Genomic DNA, 21,214 nt, shown 5'->3' on the forward strand with positions numbered 1-21,214 from the left:
GGACGCCGGAAGCCCCCTTTTCTGCGGAACTCGCCTTGATGAGTTTCCAAGGTGTTTTGAATGGGCGATTGCCGATGACAAATTCCCGGGTGCGTCGCGGGGCAGATTGTTAGTTGCTTTTTCTTAAAACGGCGCATCGTGCAAAACCCAACCTCCGCTGGCAACACGCGCTTTTTGTCGGCCGACACGGTGCGCGACGGTTCCGGTGTGGCGCTTCGCACAAGACGTGATCGATCTGGCCGATGTCTTGGGAATCGATCGTTTCGATGTCGTCGGCCACGACTGGGGCGCACGCGCGGCCTATACGCTCGCGGCGCTGTTTCCCGGGCGCATTGGACGTATTGCCGGACTCGCGTTGGCCTTCCAGCCGAAAGGCGCACTCGAATTGCCGCACTTCTCGCAGGCGCGGAAGTTTTGGTATCAGTGGTTCATGGCACTCGATGCCGCTCCCGCAGCGGTCGCCGCCGATCCCAAAGGTTTCGCCCGTTTGCAGTCGGATACGTGGTCGCCGCCCGGCTGGTTCGGCGACGAGGAATTCACGATCACCGCCGCCGCCTTCGATAACCCCGACTGGGTGCCCATCACGCTCAACGGTTATCGGCGGCGCTGGCGTGAGGGCGAGGTATCCGATCCGGCGTATGCCGCGCTGCGGGAGAAACTGGCGACCATCGACCAGCTTTCGACACCCACGCTGATGATCCAGGAGGGCGCCGATTTCTGCGATGAACCGGCATCATCGGAAGGGATGGAAGGGCATTTCACGGGCGGGTATAAGCGGGTCGTGCTGGACGGTGTGGGGCACTTTCCGCCTCGCGAAGCACCCGACGCGGTGGCGGATCTGGTCATCGCGCATCTACGCGGCGAGTGAGCACTGGATAAGCGGAGCGCCTTTCGCATCCCCGCCCAAAGCGCGAGACCGTTTTCGACACGGACTAAGCGTTGATGTATTCGTCCGTGGACAACATCGTTGCATAGGCGAAGCCAAGGGCTGCCATGAAGGCCGCATGCACGTGCGCAGCCGGAACTTTCACGCCGCCGAACTCCATGTCGAGCGTGGCAACGGCATCATGTATGACCGTTGCCTTGTAGCCAAAATCGACCGATGCCCGCGTGATGGCGTCGACACACATGTGGCTCATTGCTCCCGCGATAACCACTTCTTCTATGCTGTGAGTGTCCAGAATATTCTTGAGACCGGTGTCACGAAAGGCATTGATTTGATGTTTCAGGACGAGGTGCTCCCCTTCTTTATTGAGCACCTGCGGAGCGATCGCCGCACCTTCGGAACCCGCGACAAAAAACGCCGCGTCGCTCTTTGGCGATTCATGGCGAACGTGAACGACGAGATGCCCGGCAGCACGTGCTGATTCAAGAAGTCGCGCTGCGTTGGCGGCAGCGGCCCCGATGCCCGTCAATGTCCATTTCCCGCCTGGGAAGTAATCGTTTTGCAGGTCTACGATGATGAGTGCACGCTTGGTCATGTCTATCTCCTGATATTGACGAGAAACAAAAGCATTCTGTGAGACTCGATAGTAAGCTTGCGCGACGGCTCGGCGAATTGGCGGATCTGACAAAATACGAGGCAAAACTGACAATGGCGAAGAAAATAGCACCCGTGGAAATAGCGTTGCTGATCTATCCGGGGAGCCAGCTGGCTGCCGTTCATGGGCTGACGGACCTGTTCCACATTGCCGAGCGCTTATATCTGCGGTCAACTCAGCGGTCGACTCAGCGTTCAAACGCTGTTGAACACCCGGTGCTCAGAGTCAGCCACATTCAGTTTGACGCTGGCAACTCGTCCCCGCCATGGGCAGACGGTGCACCTGACTTCGTGATTGTTCCGCCCGCGCTCGGGACCATGCCCATCGGCGATGCTTTCGCTCCAATCGTGAAATGGCTGAACGACTGCCATGCGAGAGGCGCCGTGCTGGCGTCCGTTTGTGTCGGGACGTTTCTTCTCGCTCAGACTGGTCTGCTCGCGAGGCGCTCGGCAACAACGCATTGGTCGCAGACGCAACTCCTCGCTGAGCGCTTTCCCGACATCCACGTGGATGGTGACAAGCTCCTGATTGACGATGGCGACATTCTTACTGCGGGAGGCGTGATGGCATGGGCCGATCTGGGACTCAGGATAGTCGACCGTCTGCTCGGTTCTGCAGCAATGGTAGAGACTGCTCGTTTCCTTTTGGTCGATCCCCCGGGACGAGAACAACGTTACTACAGTGTCTTCTCTCCGAAGCTCAATCACGGCGACAAAACGATTCTTGAAGTGCAGCGCTGGTTACAGCAGGACGGTGCCCGCCATTCCACAGTTGCTTTGATGGCTCAGCGCGCCGGCTTGGAGGAAAGGACATTTCTTCGTCGATTTCAGAAGGCGACCGGTCTTCGCCCGACAGAGTATTGCCAGCATCTTCGGGTCGGCAAAGCACGTGAGATGCTTGAAACGAGCCAACAGTCGTTCGACCAGGTCGCTTGGAAAGTCGGTTACGAGGATGTCGGATCATTCCGGAAAGTGTTCATCAAGCTGACCGGACTGTCTCCAGGGGATTACAGAAAGCGCTTTCGAACGCAAGGCGAAGGTGACTCGCTGAGTCTGCGAGCAGGGCAGGCATGAAGCGGGCGATCGGCCCAAACGTTGCAGCCAGGTTATCTACGGTCCGCTGATGATCTGGAAAACGATCGATTAAAGATAGTTCGTTAAAAACGGGGATCCCCAAGGGCATGACTTTAAAACGATCTGTTTGCGCGAATGACGAATGTCGGCTCGAGGCCGCAATCAAGGTTTCACGAGTGCTCATGCACCATTTTGATTGACCGCTACGGACGTAGATGCCTGATTTTGTATCGCTGATAATCACGCGAACTCACGCGCTTTTTATCACGCCGGAAAGGAGGCTAGAGGCATGTCGCAAGAAGCGGGAAAGCGAACCGCGCGGCTTTGGCGACGCATCCTTCCCAGCAATCCGTCGCTTGGCCAAACGCCGCCGTATATGCGCGAGGTCGATCGAAAGGATGCCGAAATTTTAGGCGCGCTGCTTTTCGAAGCGTTTAGCGGAACAATTGATGACGCGGGGCAGCGCGAAATGCACTATGTTCAAAAAGTGGAGGCTATCCTGGACGGCCGCTACGGCGATTGGGTCTGCGCGGCGTCATGGAACTTCATCGACCATGGAACGCTTCGGTCGGTATGCCTTGTAAGCGACTACAAGCCCTATGGTTGCCCGGTCATCGCCGTCGTCGCAACCGCGCCAGAGTTCAGGCAAAGGGGGGACGCGAACACGTTATTAGACGCAGCTGTACGGTCGCTGGCAATGCTGGGTTATTCTCAATGTTGCGCAATGGTCACTGTCGGGAACCACGCGTCGGAGCGGCTTTTCTCGAGTTGTGGCTTTGTGCCAGATCGCCATCCGTGAGTTACGATTTTGGCTGCAAACTGACGTCGCTTTCGGGGCGGCGATAAATGGGTTATCTGTCCGGCGGCCATAACCCATCCCTCGATGCTCAAAAGTGAATGGCCGCTGAACGGCGGAGTTCGGCCGCTCGCACCTTTCAGCAGAAGCTGTTCCCGCTTCAGCCGGCTCGACCACTGACAGCGTTAGCCTCATGGGCTTTGCAACCTGGCAATGCGTGTCACGTGCTCACGCTTTCCTCGATAGCTTGCTCGATGATCGATAGTCCCCTGTCAACCTCAGCCTCGGCAATGGTAAGCGGCGGAGCAAGACGAAAGACGTCTCCAAGTCCCGGCAACTGAACAATATTCATGTGCAAGCCGAGTTCGAGGCAGCGACGTGTGATCGCAGCGGAAAGCGCCGGGGCTGCAGTTTTCGTCGATCTGTTGCCAACGATTTCAATCCCGAGCATCAACCCACGTCCGCGCACATCGCCAATGCATTCAAAGCGGCTTTGAAGCGTCTCCAGACCGTCGCGCAAATGAGCACCGAGCACACCAGCGCGTTCAACCAGCCCATCCCGCTCGATGATCTCGACGACTTTCAGGCCGACAGCTGCCGGCATCGGATCCGACACGTGCGTTGTATAAAACAGGAACCCGCGTTCGTGTGCTTGATTCTCGATTTCCTGGGTCGTCAGCACGGCAGCGAGCGGAAGACCCGCACCGAGCGTTTTGGACAAGGTCAGGATGTCGGGCACCACGCCGTCGTGCTCGCACGCAAACAGGGTTCCGGTTCTGCCCATGCCGGTTTGCGCTTCGTCCACGATCAATAGCATCCCACGCTCGACACACTTCGCTTTCAGCGCGCGCATATAGCCTTGCGGCAGTTCGATCAGGCCACCCGAGCTCAGGATTGGCTCAGCGATGAACGCGGCGAGGCTGCCGCAGGACTGCCTGTCGATCAGGTCGAATGCGTAGTCGAGTTCAGCCGCCCAATCATACGCACCATTGCGTTCGAATCGTGGCCGGTACGGATAGGGTGCCGCAATGGCAAAGGACCCCACGGCGGCCGGACCGTAACCCCTGCGACCGGCGCTGTAAGTGGCCGAAGCTGCACCGCCCGTCATGCCGTGCCACGACTGAGCAAAGCTGATGACCTCGTGCCGACCGGTCACGAGCTTTGCCATCTTGATCGCTGCTTCGTTGGCTTCTCCACCGGTGCTGAGCAGCAACGAACGTTCGAGTCCCTTGGGTGCGATGCCGGCGAGGCGCGTTGCCAGATCCACCACTGGGCGCGAGAGCATCCCGCTGAAAAGGTGAGTGAGATTGCGCGCGCTCTCCGCGATCACTTCGGCGATTTCCGGATGAGAGTGGCCAAGTATGGCGCTCATCTGTCCAGAGGTGAAGTCGAGTATCGCCCGGCCCGTGGAATCATAGACATGGCTGCCGCTGGCACGCTCGATTATGACGGGCGAGAATGTTCCACCGTAGCGGATCAGGTGCCGCTGAGCGTTTGACCAAAAGTCCTGATCGGTTTGTGCTGACATGACTGTGTCCAGAGTGGAAGGCAGGTGTGCCGAAGGTCAATGTAAGCGAACTAAGTCGGCGGGTGGAAATGAAAAGTTCTCATGCCTGCCATTCGAGGAGCTGATGTCATCATGTTGCAGCTGGATTTCGATTTGCTCAGGACGTTCGTCGCAATAGCAGACGCTGGATCGCTCACGCGCGCGGCGGCGGAAGTCGGCCGCACGCAATCCGCGATCAGCATGCAACTCAAGAGGATCGAAGAGATCGTCGATGGTGCGGTGCTCGTACGTACCGCACGCGGCGTGGAACTGACGTCGCGCGGAGATCGATTGTTGTCGCACGCCCGAAGGCTGGTGCGAGCCCATGACGAGGCGCTGGTCGACGTGACCGGCCGCGGGCTCACTGGGTCGATTCGACTCGGATGCCCCGAGGACTATTGCACTGAATTCCTTCCGTCCGTGCTGCGCGCGATAGCGGCGCAGCATCCGCGGGTCGCACTTGAAGTCGTATGCGCGCCTACGCCCTTGCTCGAGAAAATGCTCGATGCGCGCCGCGTAGATGTGGCGTTGGTGTCGCTCGCCCCAGAGGGGAACCTGGAGCAGGTGATTCGCTGGGAGGGACCTGGTGTGGATCGCATCGCAAGACTTCTTTCCGCCAAGCGATGGCACTCTGCAAATAGCCTTGTCGGTGGCTGAAACGCTTGACCATCAGGCGGCGCGGCGTGCGCTCGAAAGTGGCGGGTGTCGCTGTCAAACAGGTACGTCTCGATGAATGACGTGCCGACATACACCGGCTTAGCCTCCGATAGAAGCGGACGAACTCTCGACCAAGCGCCGTCGGCACCCACGAGGAGATCGGTAGTCACCGTTGAGCCGTCAGCAAAGGTCAACACGTGCCGCCCGCCGCCGAGTGGAGACGCTGCTGTGACTTTGTGTCCCCATCGGACTGTGCCGGCGGGAAGTGAGTCAAGCAGAATCCGGCGAAGGTCTCCTCGAGGTACCTCGGGTCGACCGCCTGTGCCGTCGTCGGGGTCTTCAAACAAGACATTGCCGTCTTTGTCGAGAACTCGCGTTGTCTGACCGCCAGCGTGGATGATGTCGAGGAATTGATCGAAGAGCCCCGCCGCCTTGAGTGCGAGCTGTCCGTTGTTTTCGTGGATATCGAGCATGCCGCCCTGCGCTCGCGCGTTCGCCGAGGCTTCCGCCTCGTAGATCGTCGTGGCAATCCCGTGGACGTGAAGGACACGGGCAAGAGTCAGTCCACCAAGCCCCGCGCCGATGATTGCAACTGAAGTATTCATTCTTATTCCCTAGTGGTCGGAAGTCGCCACAAGATCTGCTGCTGGCATACTCTGGAACATCATTCCAGAGTAATATTGGAACAACATTCCAGAGGTGTCAAGAAGCGGCATGGTAAAAAAAGCAGGTAGCACGCAACGACGGGAGGAATCGCTCTCGCGGGATCGGATCATCGAGGCGTCGATCGCGCTCCTGGACGGTAGCGGAGAGCGCGGTCTGACGTTCCGCGCCCTGTCCGAGCGGCTCGCCACCGGTCCTGGCGCTATTTACTGGCACATCGACAACAAGAGCGATCTGCTGATCGCCGCCTGCGACGCCATCATCGCTAGCGCGATGAACGCGCCGTCGATCAGCGCGGAGCCAGAAGCGGCCATTCGCGCGCTCGCGCTAGGCATGTTCGACGCGATCGATGCACATCCGTGGGTTGGCTCGGCGCTCACACGTGCCCCGGGGCAGTTGCCCATGGTGCGTATTCTCGAACGCATAGGCCAGCAGGTCCGCGCCCTCGGCGTACCTGAGGACGCTCAGTGGGCAGCGGTGTCCGCGTTATTGAGTTACATCCTTGGCGTGAGCGGGCAGAACGCGGCGAATGCGCATATCGCTCGGGAGCAGGGCCTTGACAGGTCTAACTTCCTGGACGAGGTGTCGACCGTGTGGTCCGAGCTCGATCCCAATGAGTATCCTTTCACCCTCAGCGTGGCCGGACTGCTGCGCGTTCACGATGACCGTGTCGATTTTCTCGCCGGAATCCATCTCATCCTTCGCGGGATCGCGTCAGCGCACGGTCGCTGATCGGAAGGGTCGTACCACAACGCATTGGTGTTTCCGTTCGCATGGGAAAGTGCAGTTCAGCCATAGAAAAGGTGACATGCACGGCGGGTGTACAGTCGCAAATAAGGCTCGCGCTTATCTGATCCCCGGGCCGCTCACAGGAGTCGCTTACCCATGCAAAATCCAAGTGTGTCCGTGACCTCCGTCGCACTACCTGCCAGCTCGCGCGTAACGCAAATGTATGCGCACCCGAACCTCGCGGACGCCTATACCATCCGCTTGCCGGACAACGCGACCACCGATCCCGAACTACTCGCCCGGTTCATGTTTTCGCATCAGGCCGCGTGGATTGGACAGCTCCTTCGAGTACGCGACACGCTCGTTGCCGGATTTGGCCTGAAGACGGCAAAGCACCTGGAGGAATTCGCGCGTTCCGAGCGTGAAAAGCACATCTCCATTTTCAGGATCTACGAGCGCACCGTCGACGAGATCGTCCTTGGCGAGGACGACAAGCATCTCGACTTCAGGGTGTCCGTCTTTCAGGAGACGCGGGCAGAGACCGCGGGCGGTGGGCGTTACCTGACGGTATCGACTGTCGTGCGATGCCACAATCTTTTGGGACGTACCTACATCCTGCTGATCACGCCGTTCCATGAAATGGTGGTTCGATCAAGCATGCGTCGCGCCGCGCTTATTGGCTGGCCGACTGCCTCCTGAGGCGGCTTGATGCTCGCCGCGAGCCTGGATCACCATACCATCACGCCACAGCGCACCGCATCTCGCCAAGCGGGTGGCCGCCGAAGGACGGGGCGTAATCGCCCACTTCTCTGTGGGAGCTGAGCGCTGGCAGGTGTCGCTTGGATCGATCGAACATTTCCATAGAGCACGGCGAAAACGCTGCGCGCTCAGGCGCAGACGTTGCCTCGCAGATCAAGGCGAGCCTCAAGCAATGAGACTGGTTTTCGTGCATGCCGGCGGAGCCATTCAGCGCCTGCCCGGCTCGCCTCAAGCGATCAATTTGGTCAACGCCGGAACGCTCAGTACTGCCGCGTAGTACCCCATGAACTGAACGCCGGTGTTAAAGCCAAAGCGCCGGGACAACAGTCCTCCCAGCAGCCCGATCGTCACGATCACCAGGAATCCCAGCAACTGCCCTTCCCACACGCTGATCACCACGATCAGCCCAGCGAACGTCGCGATAATCGCTTCGTGGCTCAGCCGTCGAGCAACGAACGAAGCCGCCCGGTGCGCATAGTTCATCGAAAACGGATATGCAATCAGCGCGGCCAGCACCACCGACGCTAATCCGTAGCCGAGGAATTCCCAGCTCGTCATCAGCGTGTGCAGATTGTTCATGTGCCCCGTGGCTGTATCGACGAAAAAACGCGGCGGCGCGTTGAAAAGCGGCGCAGCCGGACCCGCTGCCACGGGACTCAAAGGCAGTCCGAACGCGATCAGTGGAATCAGCGCCTCGGCAATATACGTTGCCTCGGTGACGCCGTTTCGTGCAGCAATGACCGTAGTCAAACGATGGTACGCGTGCTTGATCCGCGAGCCGACCAGTTCGCCCATCACGACGGTCATCGCGACCGGGCTGAACACGAACGTCGCGCTCGATACCGCCGCCGTCGCAATGGTCCAGTTCCGCTGCGTCCGGTCGAGCACCTTGAGCGGGTTGGGGAAGTAGCCGCTCCAGCTCTTGACGTCGGGAGCAAGCGAGAACGTCTTGACCCGATCGCGGCGCATGGTCGCGCGATCGGCAGGCGAAAGGATCGAGAACAGGTCCGCTATCAAGGGACCGATGGCAATGCCCAGAAAATAGCTGACACTGAGTTTCACGCCATATTTTCCGGTCAACGCCTGCAGCCCGACGATCACCAGCACGAACGGCACGAGCAGCAACACCGACGCCCATCGGCCCGATGAAAAGTACGCGATTGCAACGGCTGCAGCAAGGAACACCCATGGCGCCGCTTTCGATATCGACGGGCCGAACGGCGCGAGCAACACAGCGAAGAGCACGGCCAATGGCACCGCGACGAAGGCCGCGATAATCGCACCCGAAATCATCTTTCGCAACGCAATGTGCGGCACGCCGAGATTGCGCAGCATGGTCGCCTGCTGAAGCAAGGGGGCCGCAAGCGTGTCGCCTGGAATGCCGAGCAGGGCGGTCGGGATGGCGTGCGTCATGTGCTTTGCCACGGCCCCGGCCATGAAGAACGTGAAAACGCCCGCGGGCGGCACGCCGAGTAGCGCAACCAGCAATGTGAGCGGTGCAAGAGTCGTGGTTTCGTCCGTCCCGGAGATAAGACCGATCCCGGCGAACACGATGGCGCCAATCAGGCCCATGGATACAGCAACGAGCACCTGGTGAGCAAGAGCATCCATCAGGAGGACTCCTTGCTTGTATTTTCTTCAATGGCGTCTGTGGTAACACGGCCCTCATCGAGCGCCCGTTTTGACGCGTCGATGCGCTGCTCGTGTTTGAGGAATACATCGTAGAGACCAAGCTCTTTCATCTCCGTGGCAACCGCCAGCGGCAAGTCCGAAACAAACCCCAGGCCACCCGCCTCGGCGGCAAGCTGGTCGAGCACTTCTTCACGGCGAGCCGTGTCGGATGACTGGTCGACCACTACGCGTTTCGGCTTGAACAGCTTCGCGCACACGGCGCCCGCGATCAGGCAGCCGGCGAGACCCACCAGCATTGCGTAAGCGCGAGTCATCGCGGCGTCGTGTACGTAAAGCGCGAGAAAATAATTGGCCGAGAAAAAAGCGCCGAGGCTGATGCCTATGCCCAGCGCGACCGACCACGCGAGATGCCGGATATCGACGGTGTCTCCCCAGACTTCAACCAGGTGGGAAGTCTGCGCGTCGACTGCGGCGGTCATGCCAACGGACGCCGGGCTTAACGCCTCGTCGGCGTCCAATACTGAATGTTCCATTGTCTCCTCCGTTTGCGGAAGTTTTTGTTTCGGTACCGCCGTCGTGCGTTTCGGCCGCCAGTCAGGTCGCTGATCAGGCGTCGCGAGATCCTGCTAGCAGCGTCATTGCGTAGTCGGTACGGACATCGTTTGCCGCGACCATCTTTCTGACTACCCAATCGATGTCCGCGCCTGTCGCGCCCGCAGACATCGCGATATTGCGCGCGTGAAGCGCCATATGCCCACGCTGGATACCTTCGGTGGAGAGCGCGCGCAGCGCGCCCATGTTTTGCGCGAGACCGACGGCGACAGCAATCTCGCCGAGATCCTGCGCCGAGTGCACATTCATGATCTTGAGGGCGAGCCGGGCGAGCGGATGCGTCTTGGTGGCCCCGCCGACCAGACCCACGGGCATCGGCATCTCGATCGTGCCGACCAGATCACCGTTGCCCGCTTTCTCCCAGGTGGTCAGCGATGTATATCGACCGTTCCGGCACGCATAGGCATGCGCGCCCGCTTCGACCGCGCGCCAGTCGTTACCCGTGGCGACGATCACCGGATCAATGCCGTTCATGATCCCTTTGTTATGCGTCGCGGCGCGGTACGGATCGATGGCCGCGAACAGACACGCATCGATCACGCCTTCTATCACTTGCTCACCCGAATACTCCTTGGTCGCCAGCGTTTCGGCGGAGTAACGAACTTGCGCGCGGGCGAGACGGAGATCCGCGAGGTTCGACAAGATCCGCAGGCGAACTTTACCGCCCGTGATCTCCTCGATACGACCCGCCACCGACTCCGCCATCGTATTGACGGTGTTGGCGCCCATCGCGTCCCGTACATCGACGATCAGGTGCGCGACCACCATCGCCCCGCGCGGCGTCTCGGGAAACACATGAACCTCGATGTCCTTGCAACCGCCGCCGAGACCGATCAGCACCTTGTCGCGGCTATTTGCGAGCTGGACCAGTTCCTCCTTGTGCTTGAGGATCGATAAGCGTGCACCATGGGGGTCGCTCACGCCGACGATCTGCACTTGCGCGCGCATCAGCGGCCCGGTGCTCGACGTGATGAAGCCGCCAGCCTCGCGCGCCATCTTCGCCATGAACGAGGCCGCGGCGACTATCGATGGTTCCTCTACCGTCATGGGCACGAGCACGTCGCGTCCGTTGATCTGGAAGTAGCCGGCCACGGCCATCGGCAACTGGAACGTCCCGATTACGTTCTCGATCATGCCGTTGGCGGTTTCCAGCGAGAGTGCGCCCGGATTGCCGAGTAACGCGTGATCGGCGTCGCTCAGATTCGCCGCCTGGGCGATGTGCTTCAGGCGTTGCGCCGGCGACAGCCCACGAAAATTCGGCAACTTCGAATCGATGTTCACTTGCAATGCTCCTTGGCTTTTCTCTGTCATTCATTCGCCCCGCGTGCCCGGCTTGCGGAAGTTTCTTGATCGAGCGAATAATAGGCCGGCTGTACCCTATTAAAAGGCACACTTTCACGAGACAGTGAAATCACTGTACCCAGAACAATTCAGTCGAACACGGAGTAACCACGATCATGCAACGCGAAAAGACGGGCCTGCCTCGATCCATCGCGGACAATCTGGCCAGACAGATCAAAGACGGTCTGCTGCAAGCCGGCGCCAAATTGCCATCGATTAGGGAATACGCTGAGGGGAACGGTTGCTCCAAGAACACCGTCATCAGCGCGTTCGACATCCTGACGGCGAACGGCCTGATCGAACCGAAGCGAGGGTCGGGATTCTTCGTGTCACGTTCGGTCGAGGTACAGCCGGTCGGGGACGAACCCACTACCCTGGATCGGGCGATGGACGTTGTCTGGCTGATGCGGGAACAACTGCAGAACAAGCCCGAGTTTCTTAATCTGGGAGAAGGATTTCCGCCGGTGGAATGGCTGGAGGAAACCCGTCTGGATCAATTTCATCAGCGCGTGGTTCGTACCGGCGTGGGATCGCTGTTTCGCTACGGCAGCCGCTTCGGGTATCTGCCGTTGCGCCAGCACCTTCAGCAAAAACTGGCCGCGTATGAGATAGAAGCGGCGCCTACGCAGATCGTGCTCACGCACGGCGCCAATCAGGCAATGGACATGGTGCTGCGATATTTCGTGCGCCCGGGAGATACCGTACTCGTCGACGACCCCGGTTATTACCCGCTATTCGGGAAGTTGAAGTTGAGCGGCGCGAACATGGTCGGCGTGCCGAGGGAGATCGACGGCCCTGACATTGCGGTGCTCGAGGAGCAGTTGAAAACCTATCGGCCGAAACTCTTCTTCACGCAGTCGGTGGGACACAATCCTACCGCGACGGACACAAGCGCTGCGAAGGCGCATCGCATACTCAGGTTGGCCGAAACCTACGACCTCACGATTGTCGAGAACGACGCGCTCGCGGACCTGAAACCGCGCTCGCTGACGCGCATCTCGACGCTCGATCAATTGCGCCGGACGATTTATATCGGCAGCTTCGCGAAGTCGGTTTCTGCCGCGTTGCGTGTGGGTTTTCTTGCGTGCGATCCGGCGCTGGCAAGCGATCTCGCCGATGTGAAAATGCTGACGCACGTGAGCAGTTCGGAGTATTGCGAGCGCACGCTGGAGGCCATTCTGAGCGATGGCCATTTCCTGCGTCACACCAATCACATGCAGGAGAAGCTTCGGCGGGCGACCGAAGCGGGCGTCAACGCGCTCCACGCACTGGGCGCGAAGATCTACAAGGTGAGCGAGCAAAGCCTCTATCTTTGGGCAGCGCTGCCCCATGGCGAAGACTCAATCAAGTTTGCCAAGGCGATGCTCGCTCAATCCGTCATTCTCGCGCCGGGGACCGTGTTCTCGCCGCACGCGGAAGGCGTTTCGCCGTACTGCCGGTTTAACGTCGCGTATCTGAAGGACCCTCGATTCGCGGCCGCACTCAGCACACTCGGTTGAAGACGCCCGTACCCGTCACTTGACATTGCAGGTCGTCGAAGGCAAAAAAAGCCCAACTTATAGCTGGGCAAATTCCATCGGGATCGGAGCAACCCCGCTGGAGGAGGTGCTATTCGTTGATTCGACATAGTTGAGAAAAATGGATGAGCGCACAGGATCGCTGCGCGCTCATCAACCATCGTCGAACCGTCTTCAATACCGCCAGGGTGGCTGGGCGGTTTCGTAACGCGATTGACTAATCTTGATTAATGACCGAAGTAAACCGACTTTGCGTTGTCGTTCAGCGCGGGACTCACCACGGCGCGGGCACCTGATGCCGACGTGCCATCGGTCACACCGCCGAAGCTGTTAGCAGCGCCGTTTTGCGCCGCAACACGTGCTTCTGCAGCTTGAATATCAGCCGGGTAATTCGGATCATCACGGCCGGGTTGGTAACCCGCCTTTTCAAGCTGGACCAGTTGAGCCTTCACTTCGGCGCGAGTGACAGGCGCATTCGATTGAGCGAAAGACGACACGGCCGGAACAGCCAGGACGGCAGCAACAATAAGCGATTGAACGAGTTTCATGACCTACCTCCGAATCTTGATTTTCTTCGCGAACAACCCTGTTCGCGTTTCAGTGATTCAAGTGTAGGTAAGTACGCGCTTAAGATTAATAGCAGACTGCGCAAGGGATTATTGTCGAATTAGGTGTAAACCCTAGACTCCTGAATGCGCGGCGATAACGCTGCCATACAAACGGCTAACGGTCACCGAACGGCTCTTTTACCGGTGCCGCCGTGAATGGGGCCAGCGCGTTCTTCAATCGCGCGGCGAACCGGATCGCGCAAGCCCAGGAAGAATGCCAGCTCCGCCACGATGAACAGCGGCCCGACCGCCAGCCCGATTGCATCGTCCACGAAGGCCGGCTTGCTACCTTCGAAGTAGTGTCCGATGAACTGGATCACCCAGCCGATAAAAAACAGGCCCAGGCCCCAGGCGAGCCACAGTCCGGTCGATTGCATCGCGAGTAGCTTCCCCGCCCACACGCTCAGCGCGAGCAAGAGAGTCATCAGGATACCGAATCGTATGTCGAGCCTGAGATAGAACACGGCGACCGCGGCGGCGAGCAGCATTGCCGGCGACACGCTCAGCGTGCCCGTTACACCAACCGCCGGACGCGCCAGCAACGTGGCAACCGCGACCACGATCAGTGGAATGCCAAAGAGGTGCGAAACGATGTTGCGCGAGTCGCGGTGATACATCGCGTATTTTCCGAGCTGGTCAACCAGGGATTTCATGGCACTACCTCCGAAAGCGTGTCAACCGCGTTCAAACCGTTCGTCCGTCCGGGTTAGCGTACGCGATGACGGCTTAACGCGCATCCGCGTTGCCCCGGATTGTTCGCCTGGCGTCGAACAAGTTAAAAGCGAGCATGCCTGCAAGCATCGCTGAAAGAAATACCACAGCCTCGGTTTTCCCCGCGCCCACCGCTACCATGACCGGCCCCGGGCAAAATCCTGCTATCCCCCAACCGGCTCCAAAAATCGCGCTTCCCACAATCAATTGCACATCGATTTTTTTCTTCGTGGGGAGATGCCTGGTGTCGTCGAGAAGCGGCTTTCCAGTATGCCGGCTGGCAAAAAAGCCGATTGATGCAAGCGCAATCGCGCCGATCATGACAAAGGCCAACGAAGGATCCCAGTGACCCGCGAGGTCCAGGAAACCCAGCACTTTCGCCGGGTTTGCCATACCGGAGACGATCAGGCCGACACCGAAAAGCAGACCGGCCAGAAACGAGCTCATGTTTCGCATGCTAGCCGCCCCACAGATGTCTGATTGCGAAGACCGTCACGAAACCCGCCACCATGAATGTCAAGGTCGCGGCAACCGAACGGACCGACCCGCGCGATATTCCGCACACACCATGACCACTCGTGCAACCGCTTGCCGCGCGCGTGCCGAATCCAACGAGCAAACCGCCAAGAATAAGAAGCGGGACGCTGGCCTGGATGACGATCGGAGGTAGAGGTCTCGTCAAAACATACAGCACCGGCGCGGCAAGCAGCCCGGCAGCGAAGGAGACTCTCCACCCGTCACGCCATCCATCAGCAGTCAGGAGGCCGCCAAGAACCCCGCTGATCCCCGCAATACGCCCGTTGAGCAGCATGAAAAGCGCCGCGGACAAGCCGATCATCGCGCTTCCCAGCAGGGATTCGATCGGTGTGAAATTCGCCCAGTCAACAACCATCGTTTGTCATCCCGTCTTCGTTTTCAGTTGCAGATTAACGGACTGCTCCGCGAGCATTTTCCACCTCGCCTTCCGGCCTTTTACCCGCATTCGCCGCCTCACACCCGTTGACTTTCGATGCCTTCGATACTATATTCTATATAGATATAAGCTTATACTCAAACGTAATATAGTGGTTTTTCCGAGGTTATGAGGCAATGTTGTTCCGGCAATTTTTCGATGGTCAGTCGAGCACCTACACCTACCTGCTCGCCTCTCGGGCTGGTGGAGAGGCGGTGATCATCGATCCCGTAAAAGAGCAGCTTGAGCACTATCTGAAGGTGATCGAGCAGTTGGATTTGCGGCTGGTTCACGCCATCGACACCCACACGCACGCCGATCACATCACCGCACTCGGTGACCTGCGGGACGCCACGCATTGCACCACGATCATGGGCGAATTATCGCAGGCGCATTGCCTATCCCAGCACGTACGCGAAGACGAAATCTTGTGTGTCGACGGCATCGAGCTACGCGCTCTCTATACGCCGGGACACACCGACGAATCGTTTAGCTTCGTCCTGAACCCTGCGGCACCGCAAGCCGTTTTCACCGGCGATGTCCTGCTCATTCGCGGCAGCGGACGGACGGACTTTCAGGGCGGAGACCCGCATCGGTCGTGGGATTCAATCGTCAACAAGCTGTTCAAGCTTCCCGACGCGACCACGCTTTATCCCGCCCACGATTACAAGGGATGGAGCGCTTCAAGCATCGGCGAAGAGAGGCATTTCAATCCGAGGCTGGCGGGGAAAACCGAAAGCGAATATGTGGAGATCATGAGGGGCTTGAATCTTCCAAACCCCAAGATGATGGATGTCGCCATACCGGCGAACCTGGCTTGTGGTCAGCTAACTTCGCCTGCCAGGCTGCAGGGCTGATCGATGACCCTGGCTTCCACCCCGGCGACACATGCTATCGCCGCGGCGCTGTGCGGCGGTTTCGTGAGCTTCTCCCTCGGCCTCGTCGGCGCAGGCGGTTCGATTCTCGCCGTGCCGCTCATTCTCTACGTAGTCGGCGTTCACAACCCGCACATCGCGATCGGGATCGCGGCGTTGGTGGTGAGCGGTATGCTTGGCGAGACGCCGGGTTCGACCGTCGGCAAGATGTTCGATCATCCTATGCTTTATCACTCATGGCAGCCGCGATGACTTTCGACCGCTTGCGTCCGAGGGCCTTCTTTTTCCCGGACGGCAAGCACCGCGCCGGAGCGCTGACGCTGGATCAACTCAATACCTCAATCGATACAGGCAACTCATGACGCAAGATAACTTCGCGGCCGCAAGTCCGGTCATCGAGCAATTCGGCAAAGCGCATTGGATCAATGGTGCGGTTCATGTTCCGGAGGCGAATGCAACATACAAAATCGTCTTCTCAGTCAGCGCGCCTGGCAAGACGCCGGAGGCACCCAATGCCGGACTCGAACGTGTTGCGCGAGCGGTGAACTTGTACAGCATGTCCGGGGTGACACCCGATCGCCTTCACTGTGTCGCCGTTATCCATGGCGAAGCAACATCCAGCGTTTTGAACGACGAGCAACACCACGCCCTCGATTCAAGGCCAAACCCGAATGTGCGTCTCATTGCCGCGCTGCAGGCTGCGGGCGTTGAAGTATCGGTTTGCGCGCAGGCGCTGATCGGCAATGGTTTTTCCCAAGATGGACTTCTCCCCGGTGTAACGCGCTCACTCTCAGCGCTCACGACCATTACTGTTTTGCAACACGATGGATATAGCTTGATGCCGCTGTAGACGGCAAGAAGCATGGGGATGAAATTGCATATGGACCCGATCGCGTTACCCTGCACCCGCTGTTTTTCTTGTTGAGTGTCGCGGTAGCGTTGGCTGTTGCGCAATTCGTTCCACGATACAAACGGCCGGCTGTCAGCAACGGATCTCGGCCCCTTTTCCAACGCGACGTTCAATCAGGCGCTCATTCGATGAAAGGAGAAAAGATCAACGGCCCGGTACTCGGTGCGCCATGACGATGTTTTGCAGCGGCTTGTTATCTCGATGCTCAATCCGGGTTGACTCCGCTTTGCGGAAAGATCCGGATGACCCAATCGACAAAAGCCTTGATCGCCGCGCCTGCATTCCTACCGTTCGGATAAACGATTGAAATAGATACGGGAGCACTTCTTGCGCTCGCCAGAACTTCTTTCAGACGCCCAGTTTCGAGGTACGGCGACGCAACAAACTCCGACAACTGGATCAGCCCCAAACCTTCCAGGCCGCATTGCAAATACGCTTCTGTTTCGTTGACGGCAAAGCGGCTTGGCATTGTCACGGTGACGTTTTCACCATCGACGTTAAAACGCCAGTCGAGCGGCCGGCCCGTAGCATTCGCTATGTAGTTGACCGCGCGATGAGCACTCAGCGCTTCGACGCTATCAGGTTCCCCATACTCCTTCAGATATCGCGGCGCCGCGCAGGTCAGCCAGCTCAGTTGACCTAGCCTGCGCGCGGTCAGTGAGGAATCCGCCAGCTCGCCTGTGCGGATGACGCAATCAATGCCATCGTAGATCAGGTCGACGGGACGATCGCTAAGAACCAGCGTCAGTTCGATACCGGGAAAAAGCTGTTCGAATTCCCGCAGTCGCGGCAACACGATCGCGCGGCCTATGACGCCCGGCATACCCGCTCGTATTCGCCCATGCGGAGCCGTCGCGTCCGCCAACAGGCCGCTCTCAGCCTGTGCTATGTCCGACAGGATTGCCCGGCATGACGCGTAGTAGCGCTCGCCCGCATCGGTGAGGCTGAGCGTCCGTGTGCTTCGCCGAAGCAGTGTTGTGCCCAGATGCCGCTCAAGATTCTTGATCAGCGTCGTTACCGATGACCGGGGCATTGACAAAGTCTGCGCCGCCTTGCTGAAGCTCTGCGTTTCGACGACCCGCGCAAAGGTTGTCATCGCTTGAAGTTTGTCCATGAACGGGGCACATGTCCGGTTCGTATTTCGCCGTCTGCAGGCAGTTCAGAAGTGGGCGTTCATCTTACATTGATCTCCGGCCTCTCCCGCCGGACCGTTCGATGCGCACGCGTTCTCATTTCCGTGACGGCGAACAATACCGCGTGCACCCGCCACTAGACTTCCGATTGTCCGGCTGACCTCCCTTTAATGCACTGCGGAGTTTTGAGCCGGTGCTGACGGACCGCACAAGCACGCGCTTCCGATAACTTTTCTCAAGCTAAAAAGGGTACTTGTATGTCGCATGCTAATTCTATGCTCGTCCTGGGCGCCGGCGAACTCGGCATGGCCATGTTGCGCAGTCTCTCGCACCGGGCCGCGCAGGTTCCGGGCATTTCTATCGCGGCTTTGCTGCGGCAGTCAACGATCGATTCGCGCGATCCCGCGAAGCAAAAGGACATTGCCGAGTTGCGTTCGCTTGGCATCGAACTGGTCGCCGGCGATCTGGCGGAGCAATCGGAAGAATCGCTGGCCGCTGTTTTTGAACGCTTTCACACAGTCATCTCGTGCACCGGATTCGTGGGCGGCAGCGGCGTTCAGCGCAAGCTCGCACGCGCCGCGCTGAAGGCGGGAGTGGAGCGATATTTCCCCTGGCAATTCGGCGTCGACTACGATGTCATCGGCCGGGGCAGCCCGCAGAATCTGTTCGACGAGCAGCTCGACGTGCGCGACCTGCTGCGCTCGCAAGATCAGACGGAGTGGGTGATCGTATCGACAGGCATGTTCACCAGCTTTCTCTTCGAACCATCGTTCGGGGTGGTGGACCTCGAACGAAACACCGTGAATGCATTGGGAAGCTGGGACAACGGCGTGACCGTGACAACGGCCGACGACATCGGCGCGCTGACCGCCGCGATCGTATTCACGGAGCCACGTATCGTCGATCAGATCGTGTACATAGCCGGCGACACCATTACTTACCGACAACTCGCCGATGCCGTCGATGCTCTACTGGACCTGAATGTCCATCGCACTGAGTGGAGCGTGCCGGAATTGAAACGCGAACTGGCCGCGGATCCCGACAATTCAATCAAGAAATATCGAGCGGTATTCGCCGAAGGAAAAGGCGTGGCATGGGACAAGTCACAGACGTTCAATGCCCAAAGTGGCATTGCGGCGCGTGGGCTTGAGGACTGGATGCGCGCCAATCTTTTGGCAAGCGAAAGCGTGGCGCTGCCGGACGCTGGACATCGGTAAAAACCTCGGCCGTCCTGCCCGGGCACTCGAACGATCCACTGCATATAACCCGCCGGATCCGGCTCGGGCAGCACGACCAGCACCTTCAGCCGCTGCAACGGACGCTTCTGCGCGGCGCGCAAGTGGTCGAGCAGCGCGCCAGCCTCGGCATCAGTGTTTCCATCGAGCGAAGGTCGCAACACCGCACGCGATCACCGATCAGTGGCGGCCTTCTACGCGTCCACCGTCCGCGCACTCAGGATGCGCGACAGATTCACCTCGATCCAGTCCGCCAACGACGCGACCTGACGCGCGACTTCCTCCCCCAGCGACGTCAGCCGATAGTCCACATGCGGCGAAACTTCGTCATACGCAGTGCGTATGACGAAGCCATCGGCCGCCAACCACTGCAGCGTCTGCGCGAGCATTTTTTCGCTCACGCCATCCACTCTCCGGCGCAGATCGCTGAAACGGCAGGTCTGCTCCAGCAAGACCATCAACACGAGAACACCCCACCGGCTGGTGATGTGCTTGAGCACTTCTCGCGAGGGGCAGTCCGCCGACAGCAGTTCACCGCGACGCAACAGATCCGACAGCGGCACGCCGTCGCGGGCCAAACCAACATTTGAGTCCATGGATACTTACCTCGGCGTACGTACTTACGAAAAGTTAGTTTATCCGATACGGTACGGTTTCTGTCGCATTCATCCCAGGAGTTTGATCATGATCGTCGTTACCGGAGCCACCGGCCAACTTGGCCGGCTTGTTATCCAAGCGTTGTTGAAGACCCAGTCGGCAAGCGACATTGTTGCCGCAGTCCGCAGTCCGGAAAAGGCGGCCGATCTCGCCGCGCTGGGCGTGCAAGTCCGGCGCGCCGACTATAACGAGCCCGCCACGCTCGACTCCGCCTTCAAGGGCGCGAACAAGTTGCTACTGATTTCATCGAATGAACTTGGCCAACGCGCAGTCCAGCATCGCGCCGCAATCGATGCCGCGAAGCGCAACGGCGTGCAATTGATTGGCTACACCAGTGTGCTGCGAGCCGGCACATCGCCGCTGGGACTGGCCGGTGAACATCGCGAGACGGAAGAGGCGCTGCGCACGTCGGGCGTACCGTTCGTTTTGCTACGTAATGGCTGGTACACCGAGAACTACACCGGCAGCCTCGCCTCCGCACTCGAACACGGCGCGATCCTCGGCAGCGCGGGCGACGGCAAGATTGCCTCGGCCGCACGCGCGGACTATGCGCAAGCGGCCGCGCTGGTGATGACTCGCGACGCCCAGGCGGGACGCGTTTATGAACTGGCCGGCGACTCCGCCTATACCCTCGCTGAGCTCGCTGCCGAAGTAACGAAGCAATCGGGCAAGACGGTCGAATACCGGAATCTTTCCGAGGCGGACTACAAAGCCGCCCTGGTTGGCGTGGGATTGCCTGAAGTCGTGGCTGCGCTGCTGTCGGACTCGGCTACGGGTGCATCGAAGGGAGCACTCTTCGATGACGGTCATCAGTTGAGTCAACTCCTTGGCCGGCCGACTACTCCCCTGGCCACCGTGGTGGCCGACGCGCTCGCGGCGTGATCGCAAGTTTCTTATAGCTTGTAGCCATGGTGCGTGCGGGTCAGCCGCTGGGATCGACACGCACGATCCGTTCAATGTGACGACGGCGTTGCATTGTCCTCATTGTTCTTCGCCTGCTGAACCTGAAAAACTGTCCTCAGCATCGACGTTCGACGCCGCTTCGTTCATCAGCTGCTTCCACTGCTTTTAGCGTGCACGCGTCGGCGCTTCAGATTTCGATCGTCGCCTGTCTCATCTCGGAAAGCGTCAGCAAACTGCAACCGGCGCGGCGACGCAGCGTCGACACTGGCGTGTGTTCGTATACTTATCAGATGTAGCGTTTTTTGTTGTCAAACCGCCTCTACGCTGGTAGCCTCCCTCCAAGCTATTGAAACGAAAGCATAAA

At 59.2% G+C, this 21,214-nt stretch carries 23 protein-coding genes and 1 pseudogene; 12 read left to right on the plus strand and 12 right to left on the minus strand.

Going from position 1 to position 21,214, the window contains the following annotated elements:
* Positions 1-205: 205 nt before the first annotated feature.
* On the plus strand, positions 206-868 hold the full coding sequence (locus BSU04_RS37895) for an alpha/beta fold hydrolase (protein ID WP_256983763.1): 663 nt from the start codon (positions 206-208) through the stop codon (positions 866-868).
* Positions 869-932: 64 nt separating this feature from the next.
* Here the strand turns inward: BSU04_RS37895 and BSU04_RS37900 are convergent, their stop codons facing one another.
* A complete protein-coding gene (locus BSU04_RS37900; protein WP_089165355.1) occupies positions 933-1,481 on the minus strand; it encodes a cysteine hydrolase family protein in 549 nt (182 codons plus the stop codon).
* Positions 1,482-1,558: 77 nt separating this feature from the next.
* On the opposite strand from BSU04_RS37900, the gene BSU04_RS37905 reads away from it, so the two are divergent.
* Positions 1,559-2,614 carry a GlxA family transcriptional regulator gene (locus BSU04_RS37905; protein WP_256983764.1) on the plus strand — a complete coding sequence of 352 codons (1,056 nt, stop codon included), beginning with the start codon at positions 1,559-1,561 and terminating at the stop codon, positions 2,612-2,614.
* Between the two features lie 289 nt (positions 2,615-2,903).
* Positions 2,904-3,413 carry a GNAT family N-acetyltransferase gene (locus BSU04_RS37910; protein WP_089165357.1) on the plus strand — a complete coding sequence of 170 codons (510 nt, stop codon included), beginning with the start codon at positions 2,904-2,906 and terminating at the stop codon, positions 3,411-3,413.
* 217 nt (positions 3,414-3,630) lie between these two features.
* On the opposite strand, the gene BSU04_RS37915 is transcribed toward BSU04_RS37910, so the two are convergent.
* Complete coding sequence (locus BSU04_RS37915) at positions 3,631-4,938, minus strand: aspartate aminotransferase family protein (protein ID WP_089165358.1); 1,308 nt, start codon at positions 4,936-4,938, stop codon at positions 3,631-3,633.
* A 111-nt stretch (positions 4,939-5,049) separates the two neighbouring features.
* On the opposite strand from BSU04_RS37915, the gene BSU04_RS37920 reads away from it, so the two are divergent.
* Positions 5,050-5,613, plus strand: coding sequence for a LysR family transcriptional regulator (locus tag BSU04_RS37920; protein ID WP_179258579.1), 564 nt, complete (start codon positions 5,050-5,052; stop codon positions 5,611-5,613).
* A gap of 41 nt (positions 5,614-5,654) precedes the next feature.
* Here the strand turns inward: BSU04_RS37920 and BSU04_RS37925 are convergent.
* Positions 5,655-6,218, minus strand: a pseudogene (locus BSU04_RS37925) (FAD-dependent oxidoreductase); the annotation flags it as partial.
* Positions 6,219-6,327: 109 nt separating this feature from the next.
* Here BSU04_RS37925 and BSU04_RS37930 point away from each other — a divergent pair.
* Together BSU04_RS37930 and BSU04_RS37935 are read left to right on the plus strand one after the other, a co-directional pair.
* Positions 6,328-7,008, plus strand: a complete 681-nt coding sequence (locus tag BSU04_RS37930) for a TetR/AcrR family transcriptional regulator (RefSeq protein ID WP_089165360.1) — start codon at positions 6,328-6,330, stop codon at positions 7,006-7,008.
* Between the two features lie 153 nt (positions 7,009-7,161).
* A complete protein-coding gene (locus BSU04_RS37935; protein WP_089165361.1) occupies positions 7,162-7,704 on the plus strand; it encodes a DUF2867 domain-containing protein in 543 nt (180 codons plus the stop codon).
* Positions 7,705-7,992: 288 nt separating this feature from the next.
* Here the strand turns inward: BSU04_RS37935 and BSU04_RS37940 are convergent, their stop codons facing one another.
* The 3 genes from BSU04_RS37940 to BSU04_RS37950 form a co-directional block, all read right to left on the minus strand.
* Positions 7,993-9,375, minus strand: a complete 1,383-nt coding sequence (locus BSU04_RS37940; protein ID WP_089165362.1) for a tripartite tricarboxylate transporter permease — start codon at positions 9,373-9,375, stop codon at positions 7,993-7,995.
* Positions 9,375-9,875 carry a hypothetical protein gene (locus BSU04_RS37945; RefSeq protein WP_256983782.1) on the minus strand — a complete coding sequence of 167 codons (501 nt, stop codon included), beginning with the start codon at positions 9,873-9,875 and terminating at the stop codon, positions 9,375-9,377. Before BSU04_RS37945 ends, BSU04_RS37940 begins: the two co-directional genes overlap by 1 nt.
* Before the next feature lie 127 nt (positions 9,876-10,002).
* Positions 10,003-11,289: a hydroxymethylglutaryl-CoA reductase, degradative gene (locus tag BSU04_RS37950; protein WP_179258580.1), complete on the minus strand. Its 1,287-nt coding sequence runs from the start codon at positions 11,287-11,289 to the stop codon at positions 10,003-10,005.
* Positions 11,290-11,465: 176 nt separating this feature from the next.
* Here BSU04_RS37950 and BSU04_RS37955 point away from each other — a divergent pair, with 176 nt between their 5' ends.
* Positions 11,466-12,848 (plus strand): aminotransferase-like domain-containing protein, encoded by a 1,383-nt coding sequence (locus BSU04_RS37955; protein WP_089165364.1) that lies wholly within the window; start codon positions 11,466-11,468, stop codon positions 12,846-12,848.
* A gap of 245 nt (positions 12,849-13,093) precedes the next feature.
* On the opposite strand, the gene BSU04_RS37960 is transcribed toward BSU04_RS37955, so the two are convergent.
* The 4 genes from BSU04_RS37960 to BSU04_RS37975 all read right to left on the minus strand — a co-directional run bounded on the left by BSU04_RS37960 (position 13,094) and on the right by BSU04_RS37975 (position 15,077).
* Positions 13,094-13,414, minus strand: a complete 321-nt coding sequence (locus BSU04_RS37960) for a DUF4148 domain-containing protein (protein WP_089165365.1) — start codon at positions 13,412-13,414, stop codon at positions 13,094-13,096.
* 182 nt (positions 13,415-13,596) lie between these two features.
* Entirely contained in the window at positions 13,597-14,127 is a 531-nt protein-coding gene (locus BSU04_RS37965) for an Mpo1 family 2-hydroxy fatty acid dioxygenase (protein ID WP_089165366.1), read from the minus strand.
* A 73-nt stretch (positions 14,128-14,200) separates the two neighbouring features.
* The gene (locus BSU04_RS37970; protein ID WP_089165367.1) at positions 14,201-14,641 is read right to left on the minus strand and encodes a YeeE/YedE family protein; all 441 of its coding nucleotides are present in this window, start codon (positions 14,639-14,641) and stop codon (positions 14,201-14,203) included.
* A 1-nt stretch (position 14,642) separates the two neighbouring features.
* Positions 14,643-15,077 (minus strand): YeeE/YedE family protein, encoded by a 435-nt coding sequence (locus BSU04_RS37975; protein ID WP_089165368.1) that lies wholly within the window; start codon positions 15,075-15,077, stop codon positions 14,643-14,645.
* Positions 15,078-15,274: 197 nt separating this feature from the next.
* Here BSU04_RS37975 and BSU04_RS37980 point away from each other — a divergent pair, with 197 nt between their 5' ends.
* The 3 genes from BSU04_RS37980 (at position 15,275) to BSU04_RS37990 (ending at position 16,862) form a co-directional block, all read left to right on the plus strand.
* The gene (locus BSU04_RS37980) at positions 15,275-15,994 is read left to right on the plus strand and encodes an MBL fold metallo-hydrolase (protein WP_089165369.1); all 720 of its coding nucleotides are present in this window, start codon (positions 15,275-15,277) and stop codon (positions 15,992-15,994) included.
* Positions 15,995-15,997: 3 nt separating this feature from the next.
* Positions 15,998-16,264 carry a hypothetical protein gene (locus BSU04_RS37985; RefSeq protein ID WP_218827414.1) on the plus strand — a complete coding sequence of 89 codons (267 nt, stop codon included), beginning with the start codon at positions 15,998-16,000 and terminating at the stop codon, positions 16,262-16,264.
* Between the two features lie 106 nt (positions 16,265-16,370).
* Positions 16,371-16,862: a DsrE family protein gene (locus tag BSU04_RS37990; RefSeq protein WP_089165370.1), complete on the plus strand. Its 492-nt coding sequence runs from the start codon at positions 16,371-16,373 to the stop codon at positions 16,860-16,862.
* A gap of 265 nt (positions 16,863-17,127) precedes the next feature.
* Here the strand turns inward: BSU04_RS37990 and BSU04_RS37995 are convergent, their stop codons facing one another.
* Positions 17,128-18,036: a LysR family transcriptional regulator gene (locus BSU04_RS37995; RefSeq protein WP_089165371.1), complete on the minus strand. Its 909-nt coding sequence runs from the start codon at positions 18,034-18,036 to the stop codon at positions 17,128-17,130.
* 276 nt (positions 18,037-18,312) lie between these two features.
* On the opposite strand from BSU04_RS37995, the gene BSU04_RS38000 reads away from it, so the two are divergent.
* The gene (locus BSU04_RS38000; protein ID WP_089165372.1) at positions 18,313-19,272 is read left to right on the plus strand and encodes an aromatic alcohol reductase; all 960 of its coding nucleotides are present in this window, start codon (positions 18,313-18,315) and stop codon (positions 19,270-19,272) included.
* 212 nt (positions 19,273-19,484) lie between these two features.
* On the opposite strand, the gene BSU04_RS38005 is transcribed toward BSU04_RS38000, so the two are convergent.
* Positions 19,485-19,886, minus strand: a complete 402-nt coding sequence (locus tag BSU04_RS38005) for a winged helix-turn-helix transcriptional regulator (protein WP_179258581.1) — start codon at positions 19,884-19,886, stop codon at positions 19,485-19,487.
* An 88-nt stretch (positions 19,887-19,974) separates the two neighbouring features.
* Between BSU04_RS38005 and BSU04_RS38010 the strand changes: the two genes are divergently transcribed.
* Positions 19,975-20,829, plus strand: a complete 855-nt coding sequence (locus BSU04_RS38010) for an SDR family oxidoreductase (protein ID WP_089165373.1) — start codon at positions 19,975-19,977, stop codon at positions 20,827-20,829.
* Positions 20,830-21,214: the final 385 nt, after the last annotated feature.

The organism is Caballeronia sordidicola, assembly GCF_002220365.1.
Lineage (GTDB): Bacteria > Pseudomonadota > Gammaproteobacteria > Burkholderiales > Burkholderiaceae > Caballeronia > Caballeronia sordidicola_C.